Annotated in this window: 29 protein-coding genes; 14 read left to right on the forward strand and 15 right to left on the reverse strand. The window is 73.7% G+C overall.

All coding sequences use genetic code 11. The features are described 5' to 3' along the window. Window positions 1–43: 43 nt before the first annotated feature. The 4 genes from DPM19_RS06395 (at window position 44) to DPM19_RS06410 (ending at window position 5,500) form a co-directional block, all read left to right on the forward strand. Entirely contained in the window at window positions 44–1,867 is a 1,824-nt protein-coding gene (locus tag DPM19_RS06395; protein WP_233509889.1) for an ABC transporter ATP-binding protein, read from the forward strand. Beyond that, window positions 1,864–3,660, forward strand: a complete 1,797-nt coding sequence (locus DPM19_RS06400) for an ABC transporter ATP-binding protein (protein WP_111863830.1) — start codon at window positions 1,864–1,866, stop codon at window positions 3,658–3,660. The genes DPM19_RS06395 and DPM19_RS06400 overlap by 4 nt, the downstream gene beginning before the upstream one ends. 66 nt (window positions 3,661–3,726) lie before the next feature. Next, complete coding sequence (locus tag DPM19_RS06405; RefSeq protein WP_111863831.1) at window positions 3,727–4,980, forward strand: hypothetical protein; 1,254 nt, start codon at window positions 3,727–3,729, stop codon at window positions 4,978–4,980. A gap of 124 nt (window positions 4,981–5,104) precedes the next feature. Further along, window positions 5,105–5,500 carry a hypothetical protein gene (locus DPM19_RS06410; RefSeq protein WP_111863832.1) on the forward strand — a complete coding sequence of 132 codons (396 nt, stop codon included), beginning with the start codon at window positions 5,105–5,107 and terminating at the stop codon, window positions 5,498–5,500. A gap of 49 nt (window positions 5,501–5,549) precedes the next feature. On the opposite strand, the gene DPM19_RS06415 is transcribed toward DPM19_RS06410, so the two are convergent. After that, window positions 5,550–6,602 (reverse strand): glucose 1-dehydrogenase, encoded by a 1,053-nt coding sequence (locus DPM19_RS06415; protein WP_111863833.1) that lies wholly within the window; start codon window positions 6,600–6,602, stop codon window positions 5,550–5,552. A 138-nt stretch (window positions 6,603–6,740) separates the two neighbouring features. On the opposite strand from DPM19_RS06415, the gene DPM19_RS06420 reads away from it, so the two are divergent. From DPM19_RS06420 to DPM19_RS06430, 3 genes are read left to right on the forward strand one after another with little or no spacing between them, the layout of a single operon-like run. Then, window positions 6,741–7,082 carry a hypothetical protein gene (locus tag DPM19_RS06420; RefSeq protein WP_111863834.1) on the forward strand — a complete coding sequence of 114 codons (342 nt, stop codon included), beginning with the start codon at window positions 6,741–6,743 and terminating at the stop codon, window positions 7,080–7,082. Between the two features lie 10 nt (window positions 7,083–7,092). Then, entirely contained in the window at window positions 7,093–8,271 is a 1,179-nt protein-coding gene (locus tag DPM19_RS06425) for a winged helix DNA-binding domain-containing protein (RefSeq protein ID WP_233509894.1), read from the forward strand. A 45-nt stretch (window positions 8,272–8,316) separates the two neighbouring features. Next, window positions 8,317–9,468 carry an acyl-CoA dehydrogenase family protein gene (locus DPM19_RS06430; RefSeq protein WP_111863835.1) on the forward strand — a complete coding sequence of 384 codons (1,152 nt, stop codon included), beginning with the start codon at window positions 8,317–8,319 and terminating at the stop codon, window positions 9,466–9,468. A gap of 3 nt (window positions 9,469–9,471) precedes the next feature. On the opposite strand, the gene DPM19_RS06435 is transcribed toward DPM19_RS06430, so the two are convergent. From DPM19_RS06435 to priA, 3 genes are all read right to left on the reverse strand, one after another. Continuing rightward, a complete protein-coding gene (locus tag DPM19_RS06435; protein WP_199484888.1) occupies window positions 9,472–11,088 on the reverse strand; it encodes an alkaline phosphatase D family protein in 1,617 nt (538 codons plus the stop codon). Window positions 11,089–11,163: 75 nt separating this feature from the next. Next, entirely contained in the window at window positions 11,164–11,934 is a 771-nt protein-coding gene (gene hisF, locus DPM19_RS06440) for an imidazole glycerol phosphate synthase subunit HisF (RefSeq protein ID WP_111863836.1), read from the reverse strand. Then, on the reverse strand, window positions 11,931–12,653 hold the full coding sequence (priA, locus tag DPM19_RS06445) for a bifunctional 1-(5-phosphoribosyl)-5-((5-phosphoribosylamino)methylideneamino)imidazole-4-carboxamide isomerase/phosphoribosylanthranilate isomerase PriA (protein ID WP_111863837.1): 723 nt from the start codon (window positions 12,651–12,653) through the stop codon (window positions 11,931–11,933). The genes hisF and priA overlap by 4 nt, the downstream gene beginning before the upstream one ends. A gap of 72 nt (window positions 12,654–12,725) precedes the next feature. Between priA and DPM19_RS06450 the strand changes: the two genes are divergently transcribed. Beyond that, a complete protein-coding gene (locus DPM19_RS06450; RefSeq protein ID WP_146778754.1) occupies window positions 12,726–13,367 on the forward strand; it encodes a hypothetical protein in 642 nt (213 codons plus the stop codon). A 12-nt stretch (window positions 13,368–13,379) separates the two neighbouring features. On the opposite strand, the gene DPM19_RS06455 is transcribed toward DPM19_RS06450, so the two are convergent. The 6 genes from DPM19_RS06455 to DPM19_RS06480 form a co-directional block, all read right to left on the reverse strand. After that, window positions 13,380–13,712, reverse strand: coding sequence for a hypothetical protein (locus tag DPM19_RS06455; protein ID WP_111863839.1), 333 nt, complete (start codon window positions 13,710–13,712; stop codon window positions 13,380–13,382). 249 nt (window positions 13,713–13,961) lie between these two features. Further along, entirely contained in the window at window positions 13,962–14,591 is a 630-nt protein-coding gene (hisH, locus tag DPM19_RS06460; protein WP_111863840.1) for an imidazole glycerol phosphate synthase subunit HisH, read from the reverse strand. After that, a complete protein-coding gene (hisB, locus tag DPM19_RS06465) occupies window positions 14,588–15,181 on the reverse strand; it encodes an imidazoleglycerol-phosphate dehydratase HisB (protein ID WP_111863841.1) in 594 nt (197 codons plus the stop codon). The genes hisH and hisB overlap by 4 nt, the downstream gene beginning before the upstream one ends. Next, the gene (locus tag DPM19_RS06470) at window positions 15,178–16,266 is read right to left on the reverse strand and encodes a histidinol-phosphate transaminase (protein ID WP_111863842.1); all 1,089 of its coding nucleotides are present in this window, start codon (window positions 16,264–16,266) and stop codon (window positions 15,178–15,180) included. The genes hisB and DPM19_RS06470 overlap by 4 nt, the downstream gene beginning before the upstream one ends. Further along, window positions 16,263–17,570, reverse strand: coding sequence for a histidinol dehydrogenase (gene hisD, locus DPM19_RS06475; protein WP_111863843.1), 1,308 nt, complete (start codon window positions 17,568–17,570; stop codon window positions 16,263–16,265). Before hisD ends, DPM19_RS06470 begins: the two co-directional genes overlap by 4 nt. A 9-nt stretch (window positions 17,571–17,579) precedes the next feature. Then, a complete protein-coding gene (locus tag DPM19_RS06480; RefSeq protein ID WP_111863844.1) occupies window positions 17,580–18,410 on the reverse strand; it encodes a PhzF family phenazine biosynthesis protein in 831 nt (276 codons plus the stop codon). A gap of 74 nt (window positions 18,411–18,484) precedes the next feature. Here DPM19_RS06480 and DPM19_RS06485 point away from each other — a divergent pair, with 74 nt between their 5' ends. Both DPM19_RS06485 and ybaK read left to right on the forward strand, forming a co-directional pair. Beyond that, window positions 18,485–19,147 (forward strand): LON peptidase substrate-binding domain-containing protein, encoded by a 663-nt coding sequence (locus tag DPM19_RS06485; RefSeq protein ID WP_111863845.1) that lies wholly within the window; start codon window positions 18,485–18,487, stop codon window positions 19,145–19,147. Between the two features lie 40 nt (window positions 19,148–19,187). Next, window positions 19,188–19,673, forward strand: a complete 486-nt coding sequence (gene ybaK / locus DPM19_RS06490) for a Cys-tRNA(Pro) deacylase (protein ID WP_111863846.1) — start codon at window positions 19,188–19,190, stop codon at window positions 19,671–19,673. Here the strand turns inward: ybaK and DPM19_RS34740 are convergent. Continuing rightward, window positions 19,557–20,228: a hypothetical protein gene (locus DPM19_RS34740; protein ID WP_233509895.1), complete on the reverse strand. Its 672-nt coding sequence runs from the start codon at window positions 20,226–20,228 to the stop codon at window positions 19,557–19,559. The genes ybaK and DPM19_RS34740 overlap by 117 nt on opposite strands. Before the next feature lie 114 nt (window positions 20,229–20,342). Between DPM19_RS34740 and DPM19_RS06495 the strand changes: the two genes are divergently transcribed. Continuing rightward, entirely contained in the window at window positions 20,343–21,068 is a 726-nt protein-coding gene (locus tag DPM19_RS06495; protein WP_111863847.1) for a DUF6882 domain-containing protein, read from the forward strand. 261 nt (window positions 21,069–21,329) lie between these two features. Beyond that, window positions 21,330–22,196, forward strand: coding sequence for a DUF2382 domain-containing protein (locus DPM19_RS06500; RefSeq protein WP_111863848.1), 867 nt, complete (start codon window positions 21,330–21,332; stop codon window positions 22,194–22,196). Between the two features lie 101 nt (window positions 22,197–22,297). Here the strand turns inward: DPM19_RS06500 and DPM19_RS06505 are convergent, their stop codons facing one another. Together DPM19_RS06505 and fabG are read right to left on the reverse strand one after the other, a co-directional pair. Beyond that, window positions 22,298–22,750, reverse strand: a complete 453-nt coding sequence (locus DPM19_RS06505; RefSeq protein WP_111863849.1) for a MaoC family dehydratase — start codon at window positions 22,748–22,750, stop codon at window positions 22,298–22,300. 14 nt (window positions 22,751–22,764) lie between these two features. Next, window positions 22,765–23,505 (reverse strand): 3-oxoacyl-ACP reductase FabG, encoded by a 741-nt coding sequence (gene fabG / locus DPM19_RS06510; RefSeq protein WP_456049240.1) that lies wholly within the window; start codon window positions 23,503–23,505, stop codon window positions 22,765–22,767. A gap of 152 nt (window positions 23,506–23,657) precedes the next feature. Here fabG and DPM19_RS06515 point away from each other — a divergent pair, with 152 nt between their 5' ends. After that, window positions 23,658–24,095: a GNAT family N-acetyltransferase gene (locus DPM19_RS06515; RefSeq protein WP_111863851.1), complete on the forward strand. Its 438-nt coding sequence runs from the start codon at window positions 23,658–23,660 to the stop codon at window positions 24,093–24,095. Between the two features lie 256 nt (window positions 24,096–24,351). Further along, entirely contained in the window at window positions 24,352–24,666 is a 315-nt protein-coding gene (locus tag DPM19_RS06520; RefSeq protein WP_407642484.1) for a chorismate mutase, read from the forward strand. 10 nt (window positions 24,667–24,676) lie between these two features. On the opposite strand, the gene DPM19_RS06525 is transcribed toward DPM19_RS06520, so the two are convergent. Together DPM19_RS06525 and lspA are read right to left on the reverse strand one after the other, a co-directional pair. Then, window positions 24,677–25,606: an RluA family pseudouridine synthase gene (locus DPM19_RS06525; protein WP_111863852.1), complete on the reverse strand. Its 930-nt coding sequence runs from the start codon at window positions 25,604–25,606 to the stop codon at window positions 24,677–24,679. Window positions 25,607–25,611: 5 nt separating this feature from the next. Beyond that, entirely contained in the window at window positions 25,612–26,232 is a 621-nt protein-coding gene (lspA, locus tag DPM19_RS06530) for a signal peptidase II (protein ID WP_233509899.1), read from the reverse strand. Between the last annotated feature and the right edge of the window lie 31 nt (window positions 26,233–26,263).

Consider the following 26,263-nt stretch of genomic DNA (forward strand, 5'->3'; position numbering starts at 1 on the left):
GGCCTGGTTCCCCCCGCCGGGTGGATCAGGATCGGAGGACCACGTGCCGTCACGGGTGAATCCCGGCATTCTGCGCGAGGGCTTGGGTGTGCTCTGGGTCGCGGTCAAGGCCGAGCCCCGCGTCTTCGCCCTGTCGGTCGCGGCCAGCGGGCTGTACGCGGTGATGACCGTGGCCAGCGCCTGGGTGCTCGGCCGGGCGACCGACGAGGTCATGCTCCCGGCCTTCCGCTCGGGCGAGACCGGGGCGGGCGCGCTGGCCGGCGCGGCCGTGCTCATCGTGGGTGTGGCGCTGCTCAAGGCGCTCGGGGTGGCCGGCCGGCGGTTCTACGCGGGGCTGATGCAGTACCGGATGCAGGCCCGCTACCGGCGCGAGGTCACCCGCCAGTACCTGCGGCTCCCGCTGGCCTGGCACCACCGGCACCCGACCGGGCAACTGCTGTCGAACGCGAACGCCGACGTCGAGGCCGTGTGGGCCCCCATCGCCCCGCTGCCGATGGCGGTCGGCGTGGTCTTCATGCTCGTCATCGCGGCCGGCGCGCTCCTGGTGGCCGACGTCATGGTGGCGCTGGTCGGCTTCCTGGTCTTCCCGGCGATCGCCCTGCTCAACGTGATCTACCAGCGCCGGCTCTCCCCGCTCGCCGCCCGCGCGCAGCAGTTGCGCGCCGAGGTGAGCGAGGTGGCGCACGAGAGCTTCGAGGGCGGGCTGGTCGTCAAGACGCTGGGCCGTGAGGACTCCGAGACCCAGCGGTTCGCCGAGCGCGCCCGGCAACTGCGGGACGCCAACGTCCGGGTCGGCCGGGTGCGCGGCCTGTTCGACCCGCTGCTGGAGGCCCTGCCCGGCCTCGGCGTGCTGGCCGTCCTGCTCGTCGGCACCGTCCGGATGCGGTCGGGCGCGATGGACGCCGGCGACCTGGTGCACGTGGCGTACCTGTTCACCCTGCTCGCCTGGCCGATCCGGGCGCTGGGCTGGGTGCTGGCCGAGGTGCCGCGCAGCGTCGTCGGCTGGCACCGGGTGCGGGGGGTGCTCGACGCCGGGGGCTCGCTGCCGTACGGGACGGCCGAGCCCGCCGGCGACGCGGCGGCCTCCCTGCAGGTGCGCGCGGTGCGGTTCGGCTACGGGGAGGACGGCGACACGCCGCACGACATACTGCACGACGTCACCTTCGGCGCCGCCGCGGGCCGGACCGTCGCGATCGTCGGGCCGACCGGCTCGGGCAAGTCGACGCTGACCGGGCTGCTCGTCCGGCTGGTGGACCCGGCTGACGGGTCGGTGCTGCTCGACGGGGTGGACGTCCGGGACCTGCGCCGCGGCGGTGTCGCCGCGACCGCCGCGCTGGTCCCCCAGCAGACCTTCCTGTTCGACGACACCGTGCGCGGCAACGTGACGCTGGGCCGCGAGACGCCGGACGAGCAGGTGTGGGAGGCGCTGCGGCTGGCCCAGGCCGACGGGTTCGTGGCCGCCCTGCCGCAGGGCCTCGACACCCGGGTCGGAGAGCGCGGCACCACCCTGTCGGGCGGCCAGCGCCAGCGGCTGGCGCTGGCCCGTGCCCTGGTCCGCCGGCCCCGGCTGCTGGTCCTCGACGACGCGACGTCGAGCGTGGACCCGCAGGTGGAGGCGCGCATCCTGGGCGGGCTGCGGGAGGCGCAGGCCGGGGGCGGCGCCACGGTGATCGTCGTGGCGTACCGCAAGGCCACCATCGCGCTGGCCGACGAGGTCGTCCACCTCGACCGGGGCCGGGTCGTCGACCGCGGCACGCACGAGGAGTTGCTGGAACGCTCGGCGGGCTACCGCGAGCTGGTCAACGCCTACGACCGCGCCGAAGCCGAGCGCGCCGGGGCGGAGGGCACCGAGGAGGCGCTGACGTGACGACGCTGAGCGAGACCGCGGTCCGCGAGGGGGCGCTGAGCACGCTGCGCCGGGGGCTGCGGGACAACCCCGAGTTCCTGGCCGGGCTGACCGGCACGCTGCTGCTCGCGCTGGTGGCCACGGTCGGCCGGGTGGTCATCCCGGTGGCCGTGCAGCTGACGATCGACCGGGGCGTCGCGGCGCCCGGCGGGCCGGACGTGGCTTTCGTGCAGGTGGCGGTGCCCGCCTGCGCGCTGGTCGTGCTGATCACCACCGTGGCGGCGTACGCGATGAACGTGCGGCTGTACCGGAGCAGCGAGACCGGGCTGGCCGCGCTGCGGGTGCGGGCCTTCCGGCACGTGCACGACCTGTCGATGCTCACCCAGAGCAGCGAACGGCGGGGCGCGCTGGTGTCCCGCGTGACGAGCGACGTCGACCAGATCAGCCAGTTCATGCAGTGGGGCGGGCTGATGATCATCGTGGCGTCGGGTCAGCTGGTGGTGGCCAGCGTCCTGATGGCGATCTACTCCTGGCAGCTCGCGCTGCTGGTGTGGGCGTCGTTCCTGCCGCTGGCGTTCGCGCTGCGCTGGTTCCAGCGGCTGATCTCCGCCGCGTACACCGCGGTGCGGGAGCGGGTCGGCGACCTGCTGTCGGCGGTGAGCGAGTCGGTGGTCGGCGCCTCGGTGATCCGGGCGTACGGCGCCGAGGAGCGCACCGCCGAGCGGGTGGACGCCTCCGTCGAGCACTACCGCAAGGCGCAGGCCAAGGCCCAGGGGCTGGTGGCGCTGACCTTCCCGACCAGCGAGTTGGTGGCGGCGATCGCCACCGCGGCCGTGGTGGTGGCGGGCACCCTGCTGGGCATCGGCGGGCACCTGACCGCGGGCGAGCTGGTGGCGTTCCTGTTCCTGATCACGCTGTTCGTCGGGCCGATGCAGGTGGCGACCGAGGTGCTGAACGAGGCGCAGAACGCGATCGCCGGCTGGCGGCGGGTGCTCGGGGTGCTCGACACCGAGCCGGACGTGGCCGACCCCGGACCGGCCGGGCGCGAGCCGCCGCGCGGGCCGATCGAGGTCCGGTTCGAGGACGTGGAGTTCGCCTACCCGGCCGAGGGCGGCGGCCCGGGCCCGGTGGTGCTGCACGACGTGACGGTCGGCATCCCGCCACGATCGCGGGTGGCCGTGGTGGGCGAGACCGGTTCGGGCAAGACCACGTTCGCCAAGCTGCTGACCCGGCTGATGGACCCCACCTCCGGCCGGATCTTGATCGACGGGGTGCCGCTGCGGCAGGTGCGGTTCTCGTCGCTGCGGGAGCGGATCGTGATGGTGCCGCAGGACGGGTTCCTGTTCGACGCCACGCTGGCCGACAACATCCGCTACGGCCGGCCGGAGGCGACCGACGACGACCTGCGGGCGGCCGTGGGCGAGCTGGGGCTGGCCGACTGGCTGGCGGGCCTGCCCCGGGGTCTGGAGACGCCGGTCGGGCAGCGGGGCGAGTCGCTGTCGGCCGGTGAACGGCAGCTGGTGGCGCTGGCCCGCGCCTATGTCGCCGACCCCGACCTGCTGGTCCTGGACGAGGCCACCTCGTCGGTCGATCCGGCCACCGACGTGCGCATCCAGCGTGCGCTGGAGGGCGTCACCCGGGGCCGCACGGCGATCACGATCGCGCACCGGCTGTCGACCGCGGAGGCCGCCGACGACGTCATCGTGTTCGACGAGGGGCGGATCGCGCAGCGGGGCACGCACGCCGAGCTCGTCGCGGTGCCGGGCGTCTACGCTGACCTGTACGCCTCCTGGGCCGCCCAGCGCAGGCTCTGACGATTCACCGACATCGATGGGCTAAAGGACTTGCCCGTTATGTAGTCGAGTGCGCATCCTGCTGAGGTGGACGAGGTCGTGAGGGAATCTGCGGACACGCTGCACGGACAGTTGCAGCGCGGGCTGGGCCGAGCCGCTCGGCGGGCCGCCGGGCATCCCGGCGCGGGAGAACTCGTCTACGACTGTGTGCGCCGCGATCCGCGCTGGGACCACCAATGCGAGTCGCGGTCCCTGTACTACGCCCGGCTGATGGTCGACCTGGAGCTACCGACCGGGCCGCTCGCCGGCCACCTGCTCGATCCGGTCGACCACGCCGACCCGGACGAGGGCCGGGTGCGGCTCGCCCTCGACGTGCTCGCCGATCTCGTCCGGTTGAGCCGCCGGGAGGCCGCCGGGCCGTTGCGCGAGTACGCCCTGGAGGGCCATCACTGGTTCGAGGCGGTCGACGTCCTGGTGGAGCTGCGCGACCCCGGGCTGACCGGCGGAGTGGCCGAGACGATCGCCGCCCGATGCGACGAGCCCGACCTCGACTGGCTGATCCTCGATCCGTCGAATCCGGTGATCGCCGACTGGGCCGGGCGGCAGCCACGGATCGCGGCGGCACTGGCCCGGCGGGCCGCCCGGCCGGCGGCCGCGCGACCCCGGCGAGGTCCGGCGGGGCCCGACCGATCCGACAGTTCCGAATCCGAGCTCCTCGACCTGGCCCGGCGGCGCGACGAGGGCGCCGTCGCGGCCATTTTCGAGCTGGGGCGCAGACGTGCGCCGGCCCTGTTCGACCTGGCGGAGGAGTTGCTGCCCCAGCGGTCCGGCCGGTTGGGCGGGGCGGTGTGCCGGGCGTTGCGCGAGTACGGTTCGGCGGCGCTGCCCCGGGCCCGGGCCTGGGCTCGGGCACACTCGGGGTGTGAGCAACTCGCGCTGTGCATCCTGGCGCGGTACGGCACGCAGCAGGACGTCCCGGTCCTGATGGACCAGTTCCAGACGGCCCTGGAGCGGGGCGCGTGGGGGGCCGCCGCCGCGCCGGTGGAGGGGTTGGGCCGATTGCGTGCCGGGGCCGCCGTCCCCCTCCTGAAGACCGCCTGGACCGAGACCGATTACTCCTACCTGCGCCCGCGGATTCTGACCGCGCTGACCCGCACCGCTCCGCACACCGCCGAGTCCTACGTCGTCGAGGGACTGTGGGACTGCGAGGAGGACGTGCGCCGCACCGCCGTGGAGACCGGCCCGCTCACCGAGGACACCCGCTTCCGGCTGGCCCGGCTGCACACCGACCCCGCCGAGTCGTCCGAGGTCCGCACCACCGCCGGCACCCGCCTGAACTGACGAGTGAGCGGAGTGGACCGCGCAGGCCTGAACTGATCCGGCGAGAACACTCCCCCAGGCCCTGAACCTTCCCGTGCCGTGCCGCGTACCCCCGGGGGAACTGCGATCTCCCTGGAGGACGGCGATGCGACGGTACGGAAAGGCACTTCTGCACGGCGGCCTGGTGATGACCGCTCTCGCGCTCGCGGCCGGCTGCAGCGGTAAGGAGTCCGGGCCGGAGGCGAAGCCCGCCCCCGCGACCCTGGAACAGCTCGCCTCCCGTACCGGCTGCACCCCGCAGGGCGAGCGCCGGGCCGACGAGTTGCGGCAGGCCAACTGCCAGACCAGCGCTGGCCGCTACGTGATGGCGACGTTCGTCACCGACCAGGCGCAGAAGACCTGGACCAGCGAGGCCAAGAACTGGGGCGGCTCGTACCTGGTCGGCACCCGCTGGGTGGTGGTGGGCGACGCCAAGACGCTGGAGCAGTTGCGGCAGAAGCTCGGCGGCCGGATCGAGGAGGGTGCCCGCTACCACCACTGAGCCCGCACCGCTGAGCCCGCACCGCTGAGCCCGCACCGCTGAGCCCCGTTCACAGTTCGAGCACGACCTTCACGTCGCCGTGCTCGGGGTGGAAGGCCTCGGTGGCCCGCTCCAGCGGCAGCCGGCGGGTGATCAGGCGTTCCAGCCAGGACCGGTCGGCCCGGTCCAGCGCGGCCGCGGCGGCCTCGTAGTGCCGCCGGTTGGCGTTGACGCTGCCGAAGACCACGTCGTTCTCCAGCACCAGTGATCGGTTGACCGCGCCCGCGTCGATGTCCAGGTGCCGGCCGGCCGAGGACACCCCGGTCAGGCAGACGATCCCGGCGGGGCAGGTGTTCTCCATGGCGTCCAGGACCAGCGGCGCGGCGCCGGTGGCCTCCACGATGATGTCCGGCAGCGCCTTGGCGGCCACCTCCGGGATGCCGCCGGTGTGGTAGGTGGCGCCCAGGTCGCGGACCAGGTCGGGCTTGGGGCCCGATTCGGCCCGGTCGAGCACGTGCACCTCCAGGCCGCGCTGGGTACCGAGCAGCGCGGCCAGCAACCCGATCGGCCCGGCGCCGGTGACCAGCACCCGGCGCGGCCCGTACCAGGCGCGGTGGCCGATGCGTTCGATCTGCTCCCACGCCTTGGCCACGATGGTGGTGGGCTCCATCAGCATGCCGACGCCCTCCAGGGCAGGGTTGATCTTGACGGCGTAGTCGGCCTCCACGGTCCACCGCTGCGAGCCGTACCCGTGCCGGTCCTTGATGCCGCGCTCGGTGTAGCGGTCGTTGCGGCACATGTCGAACTCGCCGCGCGCGCAGGCCGGGCAGGGCACCGGGTCGGGCCGCCGGACGATCCCGACGACCAGGTCGCCGGGGGCGAACCCGCCGCCCGCGTCCGCCGGGACCTCCAGCACCCGGCCCAGCGACTCGTGGCCGAGGATCAGCCGTTCGGAGCCGGACGGGGCCGATCCGTACTCGCCCGCGGCGATCTCCCGGTCGGTGCCGCAGATGCCGAGGGCGATGCCCTGTACCAGCAGCTCTCCGGGGCCCGGGACGGGTTCGGGGACGTCCGTCACCTGCTCGGAGCCGGCCTTGCCCGGCTCGACGGTCAGCGCCCGCATGATCGTCCTCTCGACGGCTGGGATGGATATGCCCTTCCTGCCCGAGACATCCCCCGCCATTCGGGCGGGTCCGGGAGCCGGCACGCCGTCCCCTGCAGGGCAGGGTGCGGCGGGCCGCCGGACCGTAGACTCGCGAGCATGAGCCTCCCCATGCGCCGCCGGCTGGCGGTCCTCCCCTTCGCCCTCCTTGCCCTCGGCGGCGTCGCCGGCTGCAGTTCCGAGGGGGCGCAGACGCAGTGCACCCTCAACGACTGCACGGTGACCTTCAACCGCGGGGTGGACGCCAACGCGTCCATCCTGGGGGTGAAGGCCGAACTGGTCGGGGTGCAGGGCAACAACGTCACCCTCAAGGTCGCCGGGCAGCAGATCACCGTTCCGGTGAACGGCGAGCAGCAGGCCGAGGGGTTCAACATCGCGGTGCAGTCGGTCACCCAGGACAACGTGGTCGTCAAGATCTCCCGGAGCGGGGGCGGCGGCTGATCCTAGCCACGTGATCCGCACATTTGACGCGGCCGAGCGGCGGGCCCGCCTGGCGGTGCGGCACGGGCTGGCGGCGGGCTTCGACCGGCCCGAGGATGCGGCTGAGGCGCTGCTGGCCCTGCACGCCACCGACCCGGCCTCGGTGTTCCTCGCCGCGGCCGCCCGGCTGCGCCCGCCGGGGGCGGTGCCGGCGGTGGAGCGGGCGCTGTACGCCAACCGCACGCTGGTCCGGATGCTGGGGATGCGCCGCACCGTGTTCGTGGTGCCCGTGGGCCTGGTGCCGTCCGTCCAGGCGGGTTGCACGGACGCGGTCGCCGTCCGGTTGCGGACCCGCCTGGTCCAGCTGCTGGGGACCACCGCGGTCGGCCCGGACCCGGGCGGGTGGCTGCGCGAGGTCGAGGAGTCGGTGCACCGGGCGCTGCTCGCCCGGGGCGAGGCGACCGGCGCCGAGCTGAGCACGGACGAGCCCCGGCTGCGGGTGCAGCTCCACCCGCCGCCGGACAAGGCGTACGCCCGCCCGCAGAACATCACCAGCCTGGTGATCGGCCTGATGGCCGCCGAGGGGCTGATCGTCCGGGGCCGCCCGCTGGGGTCCTGGACGAGCAGCCAGTACCGCTGGGCGCCGGTGGAGGCATGGCTGCCGGGCGGCGCCCCGGCGCTGGACGCCCAGGCCGCACGGACCGGGCTGGCCCGGCGCTGGCTGGCGGCGTACGGGCCGGCGACCGTGGCCGACCTGCGCTGGTGGACCGGGTGGACGGCCGGCGAGACGAAGCGGGCGCTCGCCGGGCTGGAGACGGCCGAGGTCGGGCTGGACGACGGCGCGGCCGGGCTGGTGCTCGCCGACGACCTGGAACCGGTGCCGGCGCCCGAGCCCCGGGCCGCGCTGCTGCCCGCGCTGGACCCCACCGCGATGGGCTGGGCGGGACGCGACTGGTACCTCGGCGAGCACGGCCCCGCCCTGTTCGACCGGACCGGCAACATCGGGCCGACCGTGTGGTGGGACGGGCGGATCATCGGCGGCTGGGCGCAGCGCGCGGACGGCGAGATCGCGGTCCGACTGCTGGCCGACGCGGGCGCCGAGGCCACCGCCGCGGTGGACATCGCGGCCGGGCGGCTGCGGGCCGAACTCGGCGACGTCCGCGTCACCCCCCGCTTCCGAACCCCCCTAGAACGGGACCTGTCGGGCTGATCGGAGTTAATCACCGTTAACATCGGGGGTGACGTGAGGAGCCCCATGCCCGCCGACCGGACCATGCCCACCCCAGAGGCCACCGACCTCATCGCGCTCACCCGCGAGATCGCCGCCGCCGAGCTCGCCCCGCACGCCGCCGACGCCGAGGCCGCCGGCCGGTTCCCCCGGGAGACGTTCCGGCTGCTCGGCCGGGCCGGGCTGCTCGGGCTGCCCTACCCCGAGGAGCAGGGCGGCGGCGGCCAGCCCTACGAGGTGTACCTCCAGGTGCTGGAGGAGATCGCGGCGGTCTGGGCCTCGGTGGCCGTGGGGGTGAGCGTGCACACGCTGGCCTGCCACCCGGTGGCCCGGTACGGCGACGCGGCGCAGCGTGAGCGGCTACCGGACCTGCTGGGCGGCGAACTGCTCGGCGGGTACGCGCTGTCGGAGGCGCACGCCGGGTCGGACGCGGCGGCGCTGAGCACCCGGGCCCGGCGGGACGACGCCGGCTACGTGATCGACGGGACCAAGAGCTGGATCACGCACGGCGGCGAGGCCGACTTCTACGCGCTGTTCGCCCGCACCTCCGACGAGGGGTCGCGCGGGATCTCCTGCTTCTTCGTGCAGGGAGAACCGGCCGGCCTGACGTTCGGGCCGCCCGAGCGGAAGATGGGGCTGACCGGGTCCACCACCGCGCAGCTGATCTTCGAGGGGGTCCGGCTGCCCGCCGGCGCGCTGCTCGGCGCCGAGGGGCAGGGCTTCCCGATCGCCCTGTCCGCGCTGGACTCGGGCCGGCTGGGCATCGCCGCGTGCGCCACCGGGCTGGCCCAGGGCGCGCTGGACGAGGCGGTCGCCTACGCCGCGGAACGCCGGCAGTTCGGCCGCCCGATCATCGAGCACCAGGGGCTGGGCTTCCTGCTGGCCGACATGGCCGCCGCGGTCGAGTCGGCCCGGGCCACCTACCTGGCGGCGGCCCGCCGCCGCGACCAGGGACTGGACTTCGCCCGGCAGGCGTCCATCGCCAAGCTGGTGGCCACCGACGCGGCCATGAAGGTGACCACCGACGCCGTCCAGGTGCTGGGCGGGTACGGCTACACCCGCGACTTCCCGGTCGAGCGGTACATGCGCGAGGCGAAGGTCATGCAGATCTTCGAGGGCACCAACCAGATCCAGCGCATGGTCATCGCCCGGCACCTGGCGCGCTCGGCCGCCCGCTGACGCTCACCACCTCCGCAGCCGGGTGAGGCGCTGGGAACCGCTCGCCACCGTGGCCGACGCCAGCGACCGTACGGTCGCGTCGCGGCGGGTACGGTCCGACAGCGCGTACCAGTTCATCAGCACCCGCTCGGTCCCCACGTCGATCACGCCGTACCCGTGCGCGTCCAGCTCGGCCCAGCGCACGTGCGGGTTGGTGCCCGCGAGCAGGCCCTCGGCCAGCAGCGACACGGTACGTGGCGGGACGCCCAGGATGTCGTCGATGTTGTCGCTGGACACCGAGGGAACCACCATCTCGGTGGCCACCGAGGGCGACCTCGGGTAGGTGGCGGCGGTGAGCGGCACGTCGTTGGCCCAGGAGGTGTGGATGTCCCCGGTGAGGAAGACCGTGTTGTCGATGCGCTCGTCGTGCAGGTGGCCGAGCAGTTCCCGCCGGTCGGTGGTGTAGCCGTCCCACTGGTCGGCGTTGATCGGGACACCGCCCTGCGGGATGCCGAGCAGCTTGGCCAGCGGGCCCAGCAGGTGGGCGGGCTGGGCGCCGAGGGCGACCGGACTGATCATCACCGAGTTGCCGACCAGCCGCCACCGGGTCTCGCTCGCCGACAGGCCGGACTTCAGCCAGTCCATCTGGGCGGCGCCGGTGATGGTGCGGGCGGGGTCGTCGACCGCCACCCCGGACGTCTGCTGGGAGCGGTGGCTGCGCAGGTCGAGCAGGGTCAACTCGGCCAGCCGGCCGAACCGCAGCCGCCGGTAGATCTCGCCGCCGGCCCGGGCCCGGACCGGCATCCACTCGAAGTACGCCTGCCGGGAGGCCGCCAGCCGGGCCGCGTAGGGGCCCTCGGTGGCGGGGTCGTGGTTCTCCGCGCCGCCGGACCAGGCGTCGTTGGCCACCTCGTGGTCGTCCCAGACGATCATCCAGGGGAGGTGGGCGTGCAGCGCCTGGAGGTCCGGGTCGGTCTTGTAGAGGGCGTGCCGCATCCGGTAGTCGGCCAGGGAGAGGATCTCGTGCGCCGGCGTGTGCGCCCGGACGACCGTGCCGCCGGCGTCGAACTCGCCGCTCCCGTACTCGTAGAGGTAGTCGCCGAGGTGGATCACCCCGAACAGGTCGGCGCGGGCGGCGAGGTGCCGGTACGCGGCGAAGTGGCCCGCCTCCCAGTTCGAGCACGAGACCACCCCGAACCGCAGTGCGGAGACGTCGGCGCCCGGGGCGGGCGCCGTCCGGGTGCGGCCCGTGGGCGAGGCGACGTCGCCGGCCAGGAAGCGGTAGTGGTAGGCGGTGCCGGGGTGCAGCCCGCGCACGTCCACCTTGACGGTGTGGTCGCGGTCCGGGCCCGTGCGCACGGTGCCGGAGGCCGCCACCTCGGTGAAGGCGGCGTCCCGCGCCACCTGCCAGCGGACGTCCACCGCCGGGCCCGTGCCCGAGCCGGGCAGGGCGTCCTCGGTGGGCGTCACCCGGGTCCACAGGATCACCGAGCCGGGCAGTGGGTCGCCGGAGGCCACGCCGTGCCGGAACGGTCCGCCGGGGGCCGCCAGGGCCCGGCCCGGCAGCGCGCCGAGCATGACCGCGCCGGCCGCGCCCGCGCCGCCGACTCGCAGGAAGTCACGTCTGTCCAAGTGCGTCACAAACGGACGTTAAACCGCCCAGACCGCCTCGGGAAGATCGCGTCCACAACGGGCCACGAACTGTTCATCGCGCGGTCAGCGCACCGGGTGACCGGCGGCCCTGATCGAGTCCTTCACCTCGGAGATCTTGAGCTCGCCGAAGTGGAACACGCTGGCGGCGAGCACCGCGTCCGCGCCCGCCGCCACCGCCGGGGCGAAGTGCTCGATCGCCCCCGCTCCCCCGCTGGCGATCACCGGGACGCCCACCGCCGCGCGGACGCCCCGGAGCATCTCCAGGTCGAAGCCGGCCTTGGTGCCGTCGGCGTCCATGGAGTTCAGCAGGATCTCACCGACCCCCAGTTCCTCGCCGCGGCGGGCCCAGTCGATCGCGTCGATGCCGGTGCCGCGGCGCCCGCCGTGCGTGGTGACCTCGTAGCCCGAGGGCGTGCGGGTGTCGCCGGTGACCCGCCGGGCGTCCACCGACAGCACGATGCACTGCGAGCCGAACCGGTGGGCCGCCTCGCGCAGGAACTCGGGCCGGGCGATCGCCGCGGTGTTGATCGAGACCTTGTCGGCCCCGGCGCGCAGCAGCCGGTCGATGTCCTCCACCGCACGCACCCCGCCGCCCACGGTCAGCGGGATGAACACCTGCTCGGCGGTGCGGCCGACCACGTCGTACATGGTGGCCCGGTCGCCGCTGGAGGCGGTGATGTCGAGGAAGGTCAGCTCGTCGGCGCCCTCGGCGTCGTAGCGCCGGGCCAGTTCCACCGGGTCGCCCGCGTCGCGCAGGTTCTGGAAGTTGACGCCCTTGACCACCCGCCCGGCGTCGACGTCCAGGCACGGGATGATCCGCACCGCCACGCTCACGACGCCACCGCGGCCAGTGCCTCTTCGAGGGTGAACGCCCCGGCGTACAGGGCCTTGCCCACGATGGCGCCCTCCACCCCGGCCGGGACCAGCGTGGCCAGGGCGCGCAGGTCGTCCAGCGAGGACACCCCGCCGGAGGCGATCACCGGGCGGTCGGTGCGGGCGCAGACCTCGCGCAGCAGGTCGACGTTGGGGCCGCGCAGGGTGCCGTCCTTGGTCACGTCGGTGACGACGTAGCGGGGGCAGCCGTCCTCCTCCAGCCGGTCGAGCACCTCCCACAGGTCACCGCCCTCCCGGGTCCAGCCGCGGGCCGCCAGGATGGTGCCGCGCACGTCCAGGCCCACCGCGATCTTGTCGCCGTGCGAGGCGATGATCTTGCGGCACCACTCGGGGTCCTCCAGCGCGGCGGTGCCGATGTTGACCCGGGCGCAGCCGGTGGCCAGCGCGGCCTCCAGTGAGGCGTCGTCGCGGATGCCGCCGGACAGCTCCACCTTGACGTCGAGCTTGCCGGTCACCTCGGCCAGCAGTTCCCGGTTGGACCCCCGCCCGAACGCGGCGTCGAGGTCCACCAGGTGGATCCACTCGGCCCCGGCCCGCTGCCAGGCCAGCGCGGCGTCCAGCGGGGCGCCGTAGGAGGTCTCGGTACCGGCCTCGCCCTGCACCAGGCGCACGGCCTGGCCGTCGGCGACGTCAACGGCGGGAAGAAGGGTCAGCGTCATGCGGGAAAGCCTATCGACCCCGAACCCCCGAGCCCGTAACCTCTGTCATCCCTGGTCGGTAAGGTCCGCGTCATGAGTGTGAAGCTGCTCCCGATCGACGCCGGGTGGGTGCGCCGGATGGCCGTGCTGGCCGACGGGCCGTGGACCCGGGAGGTGGTGGAGTCCGCCCTCCGCGCCCATGGCTGGGCCGGGCCCGACCCCGTCGTCTGGGATCCGGGCGAGCCGCACCACCTGCCCGGCGAGGCCGGCGAGGCCGGCGACGAGGAAGAGGGTCCCACCGGCTGGAAGCTGGAGCTGGGCGAGCCGCCACCCGCCGACCCCGGCGAGGCGCCGGAGCCCCACTCCTTCGTCGCGCTGCCGTTCGCCCTGCTCTGGCCGCCGCCCGGCCTCCTCGACGACGACTGGGACGACGAGGAAGAGGAGGACGACCTCGACGAGGACTACTCCGCGGCATGGGCGCGCCGCCCCGAGGCCGGGCCGGAGGAGTTCCACGCCGAGTTCGACCGCGTCGGCACCCTGGTCAGAGAGCTGCTCGGCCCGCCCACCCGGACCTTCGGCGTCCCGGGCGACGAGGTCAGGCGGGAGATCTGGGACCGGGGCCCGATGGCCCTCGTCCTGGCCATGGACGACGACGTCCCCACCTACTCGCACTACGACCGGATCGCCCTGACCGTCCGGCCGTCCTCCTCGGCCGGCTGGACCGAGGAGGGCTGACCGGCGTCGCGGTCAGCGGCGCCGGTCGAAGGCCAGGGTGACGACGACCGGGACCAGCAGGACCGACAGGAGCAGCAGGGCGAAGCGAGCGGTCCAGGTCGGCAGCAGCACCCAGCCGACCACCTGCACCACGACGAAGAGCCCGAGGACGACCCGGTTCTGCACCCGGCGGCGCCGGGCCAGAACACCGCCCGGCTGCCGTCCCGGCCGAGGCACCAGCACCGCCAGCCACCGCCATCGGGCCCGCCGACGAGCCTCCCGGGCCTGGCGGGCCGCCCGCTCCGCTGCCGCCTGCTCGATGGCGGCGGCCCGCTCCGCCCGTCGCCGCGCCCGCTCCTTGCTCACTCGCGGAAGGTAACACCATCGGTGCCCACCTCCCGACCACGCCTGAACCCGTTGTGCATTTCCGTCCGATACCACCGAGCCCATGGCCTCGGTACGCGGAACTCGTCGAAAAACGCCGGGGAGCGTGAGCTCCCCGGCGTTGCAATACGTGAAGGAGGCAAGAGCCTTCACGGCGGCACAATGACCCTTGGTTCTACACCGATCGCATACCGTGTCCAACTCCCGCCGGAGAGACGAGCGGCATGATCGTCAGAGTGTGGTGAGCCAGTTGTGCAGCAGGTGGGCGCCGGCGTCGCCGGACTTCTCCGGGTGGAACTGGGTGGCGCACAGGGCGCCGTTCTCGACGGCGGCGACGAAGCGGTCGCCGTGTTCGGCCCAGGTGACCAGGGGCGGGGTGAGGCGGCCGGGGGGCAGTTCCCAGGTGCGCGCCGCGTAGGAGTGCACGAAGTAGAAACGGGTGCCCGCGTCCAGGCCGCCGAACAGCACCGAGCCCGCGGGGGCCTCGACGGTGTTCCAGCCCATGTGCGGCAGCACGGGGGCGTTCAGGCGGTCGACGACGCCGGGCCACTCGGCGCAGCCCTCGGTGGTGACGCCGTGCTCGACGCCCTTCTCGAACAGGATCTGCATGCCGACGCAGATGCCCAGCACCGGGCGGCCGCCGGCCAGCCGGCGGCCGATGATCTGCTCGCCGCGGACCGCCCGCAGGCCCGCCATGCACGCGGCGAACGCGCCCACACCCGGCACCACCAGGCCGTCGGCGGCCAGCGCCGCGTCCATGTCGGAGGTGACGGTGACGTCCGCACCGGCCCGGGCCACCGCCCGCTCGGCCGAGCGCAGGTTGCCCGACCCGTAGTCCAGGACGACGACCTTCGGCTTCACAGCGCGCCCTTCGTCGAGGGGACGCCGTGCACCTTCGGGTCGAAGGCGACCGCGTCGCGCAGCGCCCGGGCGAGCGCCTTGAACTGCGCCTCCACGATGTGGTGGGCGTTGCGGCCGTACGGCACGTGGACGTGCAGCGCGATCTGGGCGTGCGCCACGAACGACTCCAGGACGTGCCGGGTCAGCGTGGTGTCGTAGTCGGGGCCGATCATCGGCGCCATGCGGTCGGGCTCGCTGTGCACCAGGTACGGGCGGCCCGCGATGTCGACGGTCACCTGCGCCAGCGCCTCGTCCAGCGGGATCGACGCGTCGGCGAACCGGCGGATGCCGGCCTTGTCGCCCAGCGCCTGGCGGAACGCCTGGCCCAGCGCGATCGCGGTGTCCTCGATCGTGTGGTGGCTGTCGATGTGCAGGTCGCCGATGGTCTTGACGGTGAGGTCGAAGGAGCCGTGCTTGCCGAGCTGGGCCAGCATGTGGTCGAAGAACCCGACCCCGGTCTCGACCTCGACCCGCCCGGTGCCGTCGAGGTCGATCTCGACGAGGACCTGGGTCTCCTTGGTGCCCCGCTCGACGCGGCCGATCCTGCTCACACGCTCTCCTTCAGGGCGGCCCGGAACGCCGCCATCTCCTCGGAAGTGCCGATGGTCACCCGCAGCCACTGCGGCGGGCCGACCTCGCGGACCAGCACGCCCCGCTCCAGCATCGCCCGCCAGACCGCGCTCCGGTCGGCGAAGCGGCCGAACAGCGCGAAGTTGGCATCGGAGTCGGCGACCTCGAAGCCCTGGCCGCGCAGCCAGCCGACCAGCAGGTCGCGCTCCCGGCGCAACGTCTCGACACTACCCAGCAGCTCGCCCGAGTACGCCAGCGCGGTGCGGGCCACGGCCTGGGTGACCGCCGACAGGTGGTAGGGCAGCCGCACCAGCAGCAGCGCGCCGATCACCGCCGGGTCGGCCGCCAGGTAGCCCAGCCGGGTGCCAGCCATCGCGAACGCCTTCGACATGGTGCGGGTGACGATCAGCCGGGGGTGCTCCTCCAGCAGTTCCAGTGCCGAGAGGGTGTCCTCGCGGCGGAACTCCCCGTACGCCTCGTCGACCACCACCATGCCCGGGGCCGCGGCCAGGACGGCCTCGACGGCCTCCAGCGGCAGCGCCGTGCCGGTCGGGTTGTTGGGCGAGGTGAGGAAGACCACGTCGGGCCGGTGCTCCTCGATCGCCGCCACCGCCCGCTCGGGGTCCAGCCCGAAGTCCTCGTCGCGCTGGGCGTTGACCCAGGCCGTCCCGGTCACCCGGGTGATGATCGGATGCATGGAGTAGGACGGCTCGAAGCCCAGCGCGGTCCGGCCGGCGCCGCCGAACGCCTGCAGGATCTGCTGGATGATCTCGTTGGAGCCGTTGGCCGCCCACACCCGGTCGGCGGTCAGTCCGGCGCCCGGGGTGTCGGCGTTCAGGAACCCCGCGAGGTCGGCGCGCAGCTCCGTCGCGTCCCGGTCGGGGTAGCGGTTGAGCGAGCCGGCCACCTCGGCCACGGCCTCGCCCAGCGCCTTCACCAGCTCCGGCGACGGCGGGTAGGGGTTCTCGTTGGTGTTGAGCCGCACCGGCACGTCGAGCTGCGGTGCCCCGTAGGGTTCGCGCCCGCGCAGGTCGTCGCGGATCGGCAGGTCGTCGATGGAGGTCATGCGGGGATCTCCCAGCCGAAGCGGGCCTTGAGGGCGGCGCCGTGCGCGGGCAGGTCCTCAGCCTCGGCGAGGGCGACCACCCGGCCGGTGGCGTCGGCCAGCGCCGCCTCGTCGTACTCCACCACGTGCACGCCGCGCAGGAAGGACTGCACCGACAGGCCGGAGGAGTGGCAGGCGCAGCCGCCGGTCGGCAGGACGTGGTTGGACCCGGCGAGGTAGTCGCCCAGCGAGACCGGCGCGTGGGTGCCGACGAAGACGGCCCCGGCGTTGCGCACCCGGGCGGCGACCTCCCGGGCGTCCGCGGTGTGGATCTCCAGGTGCTCGGCCGCGTAGGCGTTGACCACCGCGAGGCCGGCCGCGACGTCGTCCACCAGGACGATGCCGGACTGCCGGCCGGCCAGCGCCTCGGCGATCCGCTCGGCGTGCTTGGTGCGGGCCGTCTGAACGGCCAGTTCCGCCGTCACCCGCTCGGCGAGTTCGGCGGAGTCGGTGACCAGCACCGCGGCGGCCATCGGGTCGTGCTCGGCCTGGCTGATCAGGTCGGCGGCGACGTGCACCGGGTCGGCGGTGGCGTCGGCCAGGATCGCGATCTCGGTCGGGCCGGCCTCGGCGTCGATGCCGATCACGCCCTTGAGGTGGCGCTTGGCCGCGGCCACCCAGATGTTGCCGGGCCCGGTGACGAGGTTCACCGGCGGGCACTCCTCGGTGCCGTACGCGAACATCGCGATGGACTGCGCGCCACCCGCGGCGTACACCTCGTCGACGCCGAGCAGCGCGCACGCGGCCAGGATGGTCGGGTGCGGCAGCCCGCCGAACTCCTGCTGCGGCGGCGAGGTGACGGCCAGTGAGCCGACCCCGGCCTCCTGGGCGGGCACCACGTTCATGACCACGCTGGAGGGGTAGACGGCCCGGCCGCCCGGCACGTACAGCCCGACCCGGTCGACCGGGATCCACCGCTCGGTGACGGTGCCGCCGGGCACCACCTGGGTGGTGGTGTCGGAGCGCCGCTGGTCGCGGTGGACCAGGCGGGCCCGCCGGATGCTCTCCTCCAGCGCGTCGCGCACGGCGGGGTCGAGGCCGGACAGCGCCGCGGCGATCGCGCCGGCGGGCACCCGGGTCGACTCCAGGTCGACGCCGTCGAAGCTCCTGGTGTACTCCAGCACCGCCGCCGTGCCGCGATGGCGGACCGCGTCGCAGATCAGCCGCACCTTCTCCAGGGCGGCCTCGACGTCGAGTTCGGCGCGGGGCAGGACGGGGCGCAGGTCGCCGGGCAGCGAGCCACGCAGATCGATACGGGAGATCACCCGCCCAGTCTACGGAACCCGGCCCTCCGCGGGTGCGAGCACGCCGCTCAGGAAGGTGACCGCCGCACCGGTCAGCAGCACCCGATCCCCGGCCAGGGCGACCTTCACGGTGCCGCCGCGCGCCGACAACTGGCGGCCGGTCAGCGTGTCGCGGCCGAGCCGAGCCGCCCAGTACGGGGCGAGCATGCAGTGCGCCGAACCGGTGACCGGGTCCTCGGGGACGCCGACCCGCGGGGCGAAGAAGCGGGACACGAAGTCCACCGGGTCCACCGGGTCCGTGGCGTCCCCGGGAGCGGTGACGCAGATCCCCCGCGCGTCGAACGCGGCCAGCGCGTCCAGGTCGGGCGCGAGCGCGCGCACCGTCGCCGCGTCGGCGACCTCGGCCAGCAGGTCGTCCTGCCCGTTGCGGCCGGTCCACCGGAGCGCGGCGCCCAGCGCGGCGGCCAGGCCCTCCGGGGGCTCGACCGCGGTGGCAGATGCGGCGGGGAAGTCCATTTCGAGGCCGCCGGGCGCCCGCCGCACCACGAGCGTCCCGCTGGCGCGGGTGGCGAACCGGATCGGGCGGTCCGCGGATACCGCCCCCGTCTCGTACAGCACGTGCGCGGCGGCGAGGGTGGCGTGGCCGCACAGGTCCACCTCGACGACCGGAGTGAACCAACGCAGTTCGTAGTCGGCCTCCGGCGGGTCGAGGGGCCGGACGAAGGCGGTCTCGGAGTGCCGCATCTCGGCGGCGACCCGCTGCATCCAGCCGGAGCCCACCGGTTCCTCCGGCAGGCACACCCCGGCCGGGTTGCCCGCGAAGGGGCGGTCAGTGAACGAGTCGACGACGAAGATGCGCATGCGGCCGACGGTAGCCCGGCCGCTCCCGCCGAGCCAGCCGTGAGGCGCGGCGCGCTCCGGCGTACGCTGGCGAGGTGACCGAACGGCTACCGCTGTTTCCGCTGGGCACCGTGCTGTTCCCGGGACTGGTGCTGCCGCTGCACATCTTCGAGGACCGGTACCGGCTGCTGGTGCGCGACCTGCTGGACCTGCCCGAACCGCGCCGGTTCGGGGTCGTCTCGGTCGAGCCCGGCCACCGGGCCGGGCCGGGTGATGATCCCCGGTTCGCGGCGGTGGGCTGCACCGCCGTCCTGCACACGGTGACGCCGCGCGACGACGGGCGCTTCGACATCGTCACCGTCGGCGGGCGCCGGTTCCGGATCAGGGACGTGGACGGCTCCGCACCCTACCTGCGCGCCGAGGTGGACTTCCCGCCGGACGGGCCGGGCGCCGAGCCGGATGCCGTCGCGCGGCGGGTCGTCGCCCTGTTCCGGCGGTACCAGGACCGGCTGGCGGCGTTCGGCGGTGAGCCGGCCGCGCCGTTCGACCCGCCCGGCGATCCGGTGCGGCTGTCCTACCTGGTCGCCGCCGCGATGGTGCTCGACCGCGACGAGAAGCAGCGGCTGCTGGAGGCGCCCGACGCGACGGCCCGGCTGCGCGCCGAGGAGGACCTGCTCGGCCGGGAGAACCGGCTGCTGGAGGCGCTGCCGACGGTGCCCGCCACCGGGTTCATCGACGGTGGGGCGCATCCCAACTAATGGGGTGCGACCGCGGATCGGCTGCGGGCAGACTCCCGCCATGAGCTCCAAGGCCAAAGGCACCCCGGCGACCGTCGCCGCCGGGCGGGCCGGCATCGCGTACACCCTGCACCCCTACGAGGTCGGCCCAGGCGGCGAGTCCTACGGCGAGGCCGTCGCCGACGCGCTGGGCGTACCGCGGGAACGGCTCTTCAAGACCCTGCTGGCCGAGGTGGACGGGCGGCTGACCGTGGGGGTGGTGCCGGTCTCGGCCTCGCTCGACCTGAAGGCGCTGGCCGGAGCGGCGGGCGGCAAGCGGGCGAAGATGGCCGACCCGCAGGTCGCCGAGCGCGCCACGGGGTACGTGGTCGGCGGGATCAGCCCGCTGGGCCAGCGCAGGCGGCTTCCCACGATCGTGGACGAGTCGGCCTCAGGGTTCGCGACCGTCTACGTCTCGGCGGGGCGGCGCGGTCTGCAGATCGAGCTCTCCCCCGCCGACCTGATCAGGCTCACCGGAGCCGCCGTCGCCGCCGTCGCCCGGGTCTAGCCGGCCGAACACCGCCTCCAGCGTCCCGTACCCGGCCACGGCGGCGAGCGCCCACAGCACCATCAGCCCGCGGGCGTGCAGGTCGACGGCGGCGACGACGACGTCACCGTCGGCCGCGGCCCGCAGCGCCCTCTGGTACTCCTCCAGGCCGGCGTAGTGGCCCGCCTGCCAGGCGAGCCAGGCGGCCAGCAGCCCTCCGGCGAGCAGGCCGAGCAGCACGGGGACGTCCTTCCAGGTGTCCGGTCTGCGGACCGGCACGTCCTCGCCGGGGGTGCCCGGCCCGTGGTCCCGGCCGTCGGTGCGCCGGGCGACCCGGTAGGCGACGAGTGCGCTCAGCAGGCCGGCGACCAGGGTGAGCGCGGCGTACCGCCCGTCGGTGCCGATCATGGCCTGCGACTCGGGGTCGGCCGGGAAACGCTCGCCGTCCAGCACGATCTCCCGGACCGGCGGCGCGATCGCCGCCCACCACCATCCGAGAGGCGGGCCGAGCAGCGCGAGCACCGTGGTCGTCGCCAACCAGGCCCGCACCCGCCGCGGCCAGTCTCGCCCACCCAACCGAACACGCTCCTGCCCGCCGTCCCATGTACCTTTACGGCAGCGTAACGCGCGATCGATCACCCTTCGGTTCTGGCCCGAAAGGCGCCCCCGAGCTGAGATAATGTGCCCGACATGTCTGGATTCAGCCCGGCCTTCGAACGCCTCGGTGCGGCCCTGGCCGCAGTGGTCCTGCAGCAGCAGGAAACCCTGGCGGAATTCCTCCCGCGGGAGGACTGGAACGCCGATCTGACCGCCCGGACGTACAGTAGCGGCGGTGTCACCGTACGGGTCTCCCTGCTGGGCAGCTACGCCGTCCACGAACGCACCTGGCTGTGGGGCTGGGCCAACCACCAGTTCGGCGACGAGCACCCCTCGGTGGCACCCACCCTGGCGGTGCGGGAGGCCGGCGAGCGGCTGGGCATCCCGGAGTTCACCACCCCCGAGGTGGACCTGTCCTGGTACGAGGGCCCGGCCGCGCACGGCGGCGAGCTGATCGCCATGGCCGCGGCCGGGATCCTGGGCGGAGCAGGCTACATCGGGGCCGGTTACGACGGTGGTTCGGCCTACCTGCACGTGGACGACCCACAGGTGCCGCGCGCCGGTTGGGACCCGGTCACCACGCCCCGGCTGATCGTGAATGCCGCGACGCTGTTCCCGACCGCCTCCGACCTGACGTTGGCCCGGTACCTCAGCCACCACCGGGTGCCCTACCGGCAGGCGCCCGGCCTGATCGAGGCCCGCCCGGCGGGCGGCGGGACCGTCCGCGCCACGTTCGACGACTTCGGCCGGCTCACCGGCTGGAACGCCCGGATCCCCCCGGCTCCGACCGGGCCGGCCGCCGCGGGGCAGCCGCTGTAGCCCGGGCCGTCCAGGGTCCGTTGTTCCCGGCCCGCCCCCGGCGCTCCGGATCTCCGGCATACCCGGCATGAAGGTCACAGCGAGTCAAATTCCAGCCACGGAATGCTCCGGCCTCCGGCACGCCGTTCCCCTTGGGGCCCCTCTTGGAACCGGATCCGCCACGACACGCCGATGCGCAGTTGACCTGCGGATTTAAACGGACGAACAGGTTATTTCGGACGAAACGCGGTAGGGCCTATCGAACAAGAAGGGGGAACGAACATGATCACGCAGGAACAGATTCCCAAGGTCTTGGACCATACGGTCTACGACACCAACGGCGACAAGATCGGCGACATCCGGCACGTCTTCCTCGACGACGCCACCGGCCGTCCGGAGTGGCTGTGCGTCAGGACGGGGCTGTTCGGCACCAGGGAGACCTTCGTCCCGACCCGCTCCGCGGAACTGGTCTCCGACCACGTGGAGGTCGGCTACGACAAGGACCGCATCAGGCACGCGCCCCACGTGGACGTGGACGCCCGCGGGCACCTGTCCGCCGCCGAGGAACGCGAGCTCTACCAGTACTACGACATCGACTGGACCTGGGAGTCCGCCGACCGGCCGGGCGGAGCGGCCGAGCCCGGTGGCGGGCCCGCCCGGGCACGCGAGGGCGGCCGGCACGAACGAGGGCGCCCCCAGGCCGAGAGCGGCCGCCACGAGCGGGGCCGTCCAGGTGCCGAGAGCGCCGGCCTGCAAGGCCCCGCGATGACCCGTTCCGAGGAGCACCTGCGGGTCAGCACCGAAAGCCACGAGGCCGGCCGGGCACGGCTGCACAAATACGTGGTCACCGAACAGGAGCAGGTCACCGTCCCGGTCTCGCACGAGGAAGTACGGCTCGAACGCGAGCCGATCACCCCGGAGAACCGGGACGCCGCGCTGAGCGGCCCGGAGATCTCCGAGGCCGAGCAGGAGATCATCCTGACCGAGGAGCAGGTCGTGGTCTCCAAGGAGACCACGCCGGTCGAGCGGGTCCGGGCCACCAAAGAAAGGATCGTCGAGCAGGAAACCGTCGGCGGAGAGGTCCGCAAGGAACGCATCGAACTCGAGGTCGACGAGGAGACCGGCCGTAAGCGGCCGAAGAACCGCTGACCGGAAGACCCGCGAGGCGGGAACGGCCGAAGTCCCCGGCCCGCCGCCCCTCCGCGCCGGGCGGCGGGCCGGGCCTTCCGGCCCGGCCGCCGGGGTGCGCGTCAGGGCACGATGAGGGCAAGCACCTCCGCCACGCAGGCCGGCTTGGCCCCGCCTTCGATCTCGATGGTGTGCCGCACGGTGGTGCGCACCCCCTGGGCGGTGGTCACCGCCTCGATCAGCTCCGCGGTGGAGCGGACCCGCGAGCCGACCGGCACCGGGCTGGGGAAGCGCACCTTGTTGACGCCGTAGTTCACGCCCATCCGGATGCCCTGTACCCGGAAGATCTCCGAGGACAGGACGGGGATCAGCGACAGCGTCAGGTAGCCGTGCGCGATGGGGCCGCCGAACGGGCCGGCCGCGGCGCGCTCGGGGTCCACATGGATCCACTGGTGGTCGCCGGTGGCCTCGGCGAACTGGTTCACCTGCTCCTGGGTCACCGTGCGCCACGCGCTGGAGCCCAGCGTCTCGCCCACGGCGGCCTTCAACTCGTCGAGGTCGGTGAAGACGCGCATGCTCGTCCCTCCCGTCAGTCGAGCGGCCCGCCGGCCACGTAGATCACTTGGCCGGAGACGAACCCCGCTCCCTCGCTGACCAGGAACGAGATGGTGTGGGCGATGTCCTCGGGGGCGCCCACCCGGCGCACCGGGATGTTCGCCGCGGCGCCCTTCTTGAAGTCCTCGAAGTCGACGCCGACCCGGGCTGCGGTCGCGGCGGTCATGTCGGTGGCGATGAAGCCCGGGGCCACCGCGTTGGCGGTGATGCCGAACTTGCCCAATTCCTTGGCCAGGGTCTTGGTGAAGCCTTGCAGGCCCGCCTTGGCCGCCGAGTAGTTGGCCTGCCCGCGGTTGCCCAGCGCGGACGAGGACGACAGGTTCACGATCCGGCCGTACCCGGCGCTGACCATGTGCTCCTGCGCCGCCCGGGCCATCAGGAAGGCGCCCTTGAGGTGGACGTTCATCACGGTGTCCCAGTCGGACTCCGACATCTTGAACAGCAGGTTGTCGCGGAGCACCCCGGCGTTGTTCACCAGCACGGTGGGCGGGCCCAGCTCGGTGACGGTCCGCTGCACGGCGGCCCCCACCTGGGCGGCGTCCGAGACGTCCGCGCCGACCGCGATGGCCCGGCCACCGGCGGCGGTGATCGTGTCCACCACGTCCTTGCCGGCCGACTCCTCCAGGTCGACCACGGCCACCGCGAATCCGTCCGCGGCCAGGCGTACGGCCGTCGCCGCGCCGATGCCGCGGGCGCCGCCGGTGACGATCGCCACGCGGCTCCCGGTCTGCTCAGGGTTCATATCGCCTCTCCTGTTTTCGGTTGTCCGGAGCCTGAGGCAGTGACCATACCAACCAGTCGGTATGGCAACCAGGCCGGGGTCCGGCCGCCGGATCGACCACGCCAAGAGACTGCCATGCTGGATTCATGGATCGGCACACCGAGGTCCTGCGCGTCTCCGCCCCGGCGGAGCGCGCGCAGGCATACGACGTCCGGACGCGCGTCTTCGTCCACGAGCAGGGCGTCCCAACGGAACTGGAACTGGACGAACTCGACGAGAAGGCCGACCACTTCCTGGCCCGCCTGGACGACCGGCCGGTGGGCGCCGGCCGGATGATCGTGCGCGACGGGGCGACAGGCGTGCTGGGCCGGCTGGCCGTGCTGGCCGAGGCCCGCGGCACCGGGCTCGGCGTGGCGCTGGTCCGGGCGATCGAGGACCGGGCCCGCGAACTCGGCCTCACCGCGATCGAACTGCACGCCCAGACGCACGCGACCGGCTTCTACGAGCGCCTCGGCTACACCTCCTACGGCCCCGAGGAGCTGGACGCCGGTATCCCCCATATCTGGATGCGCCGCGCCCTGTAGACCCCAGACCGTCTCGACAGGCGAGACATGCCGTCCGCCCAGTGGCGCCGGTCTCCCTCCGTCACCTACGGTTACGCCCATGAGACGTCGTCGCACCCATGGCTTTATGCCGCCGGCTCCGGTCGGCGCGAGCTGACGCGACGACCCCGGAGCCGGCCGAGGCGGAGCCGCCCCCAGGGCGCCCGCCCACTGTTCACACAGGACGCGGCCGGCGTCCGGCCCCGGGCCACCGGCCGCCGCGAGGAAGGGAATTCCGGTGCCCGATCAGGCGGACGCGCTACCCCATCCCGAGGACATCACCACGCTGACCTCGGCCCGGGCGGCCATCGACGAGATCGACGCGGCGCTCGCCACCCTGCTGGAACGGCGGGCCGCGCTCGCCGAGGCGGTGCAGCGGCTCAAGCCGGTGCGCGGCTTCGCCGGACGCGACCCCGAGCGGGAACGCCAGATCGCGGAGGGCATGGCGGCCCAGGCGCCCGCGCTGGGCGCCGAACGGCTGGCCCGGATCATGAACGTGGTCATCGAGGCCGGGCTCGAACTGGCCGAGGAACGGATCAGGGCCCGGTCCTGACCGGCGGAGGTCAGGACTCGGCGCGGACCACGTCGAGGGCGTGCGCCAGGTCGTCGGGGTAGGGGCTCTCGAACTCCACGCGCCCGCCGTGGGTCGGGTGCTCGAAGGCGAGCAGGACGGCGTGCAGCCACTGCCGGCCCAGCCCCAGCCGGGCGGCCAGCGTCGGGTCGGCACCGTAGAGCATGTCGCCCACACAGGGGTGGCGGATCGCCGACATGTGCACCCGGATCTGGTGGGTGCGCCCGGTCTCCAGGTCGATGTCGAGCAGGCTGGCCGCGCGGAATGCCTCGATGGTGTCGTAGTGCGTCACCGACGGCCGGCCGCCGGCGACCACGGCGAACCGGCCGTTGCCCGAGGGGTGCCGGTCGATCGGCGCGTCCACGGTGCCCCGGAACGGGTCGGGATGTCCCTGCACCAGCGCGTGGTAGCGCTTGTCGACCCGGCGCTCCTTGAAGGCCCGCTTCAGCGCCGAGTACGCGACCTCGCTCTTGGCGACGGCCATCGTCCCGGTGGTGTTGGCGTCCAGCCGGTGCACGATGCCCTGCCGCTCGGCGGCGCCGCTGGTCGCCACGGTGTGTCCGGCGCCGAGCAGCCCGCCGAGCACCGTCGGGCCGGTCCAGCCGGTGGTGGGGTGGGCCGCCACACCGATCGGCTTGTTCACCACCACGATGTCGTCGTCCTCGTACAGCACGCTCATCCCCGGGACCGGCTCGGCCACCGGGGTGGGGGCGCCGGGCGGGGGCGGCAGCGTCACCTCCAGCCAGCCGCCGGCGTGCAGCCGGTCGGACTTGCTCACCGGACCGCCGTCGAGCAGGACGTCACCGGCGGCGATCACCTCTGCGGCGCGGGTGCGGGACAGCCCGAACAGCCGGGCCAGCGCGGCGTCCGCGCGCTCTCCCTCAAGCCCGTCCGGGACGGGTAGGGCACGTACGTCGGCCATCGCGATCAGGCCTTCTCCTCCGGCCGGGTGGACGGCCCCGGGCCCTGCTCGGGGGACGCGGAGCCCGCGCCGTCCGACCGACCCGGCCCGCCCGCCGGGTCCGTGACTTCCCCAGGCTCCTCGGCCGTCCTGGCCTCCCTGGCCTCCCCGGTCTCCGCGGCGTCGTCGCCGGGGATCCGGGTGCCGTCGAGTTGCAGGCCGCGGGCGGCCAGCAGGACGGCGAGCACCCCGCCGACCACGATCGCCGAGTCGGCCAGGTTGAACACCGGCCAGTTCGGCAGCTCGATCCAGTCGACGACGTGGCCCTTCAACGGGGCCGGATGCCGGAGCATCCGGTCGGACAGGTTGCCCAGCGCGCCGCCCAGCAGCAGTCCCAGGGCGATCGCCCAGGGGACGCTGCGCAGCTTGCGGGCGTTGACCAGGATCGCGATGACCACCCCGGTCGCGATCAGGGTGAAGACGATGGTCAGCCCCGTGCCGATCGAGAAGGCCGCCCCGCTGTTGCGGGTGACGCGCAGCGTCAGCAGCCCGCCCAGCAGCTCGATCGGATCACGGTTCTCCAGCCGGGCGACCACCACGAGCTTGGTGATCGCGTCCAGCGCCAGGGCGACGGCGGCGACCGCCATGCACACGCCGATCCGGCGCGGCTTCGAGGCG

This window comes from Actinomadura craniellae, from assembly GCF_003289645.1.
Classification (GTDB): domain Bacteria; phylum Actinomycetota; class Actinomycetes; order Streptosporangiales; family Streptosporangiaceae; genus Actinomadura_D; species Actinomadura_D craniellae.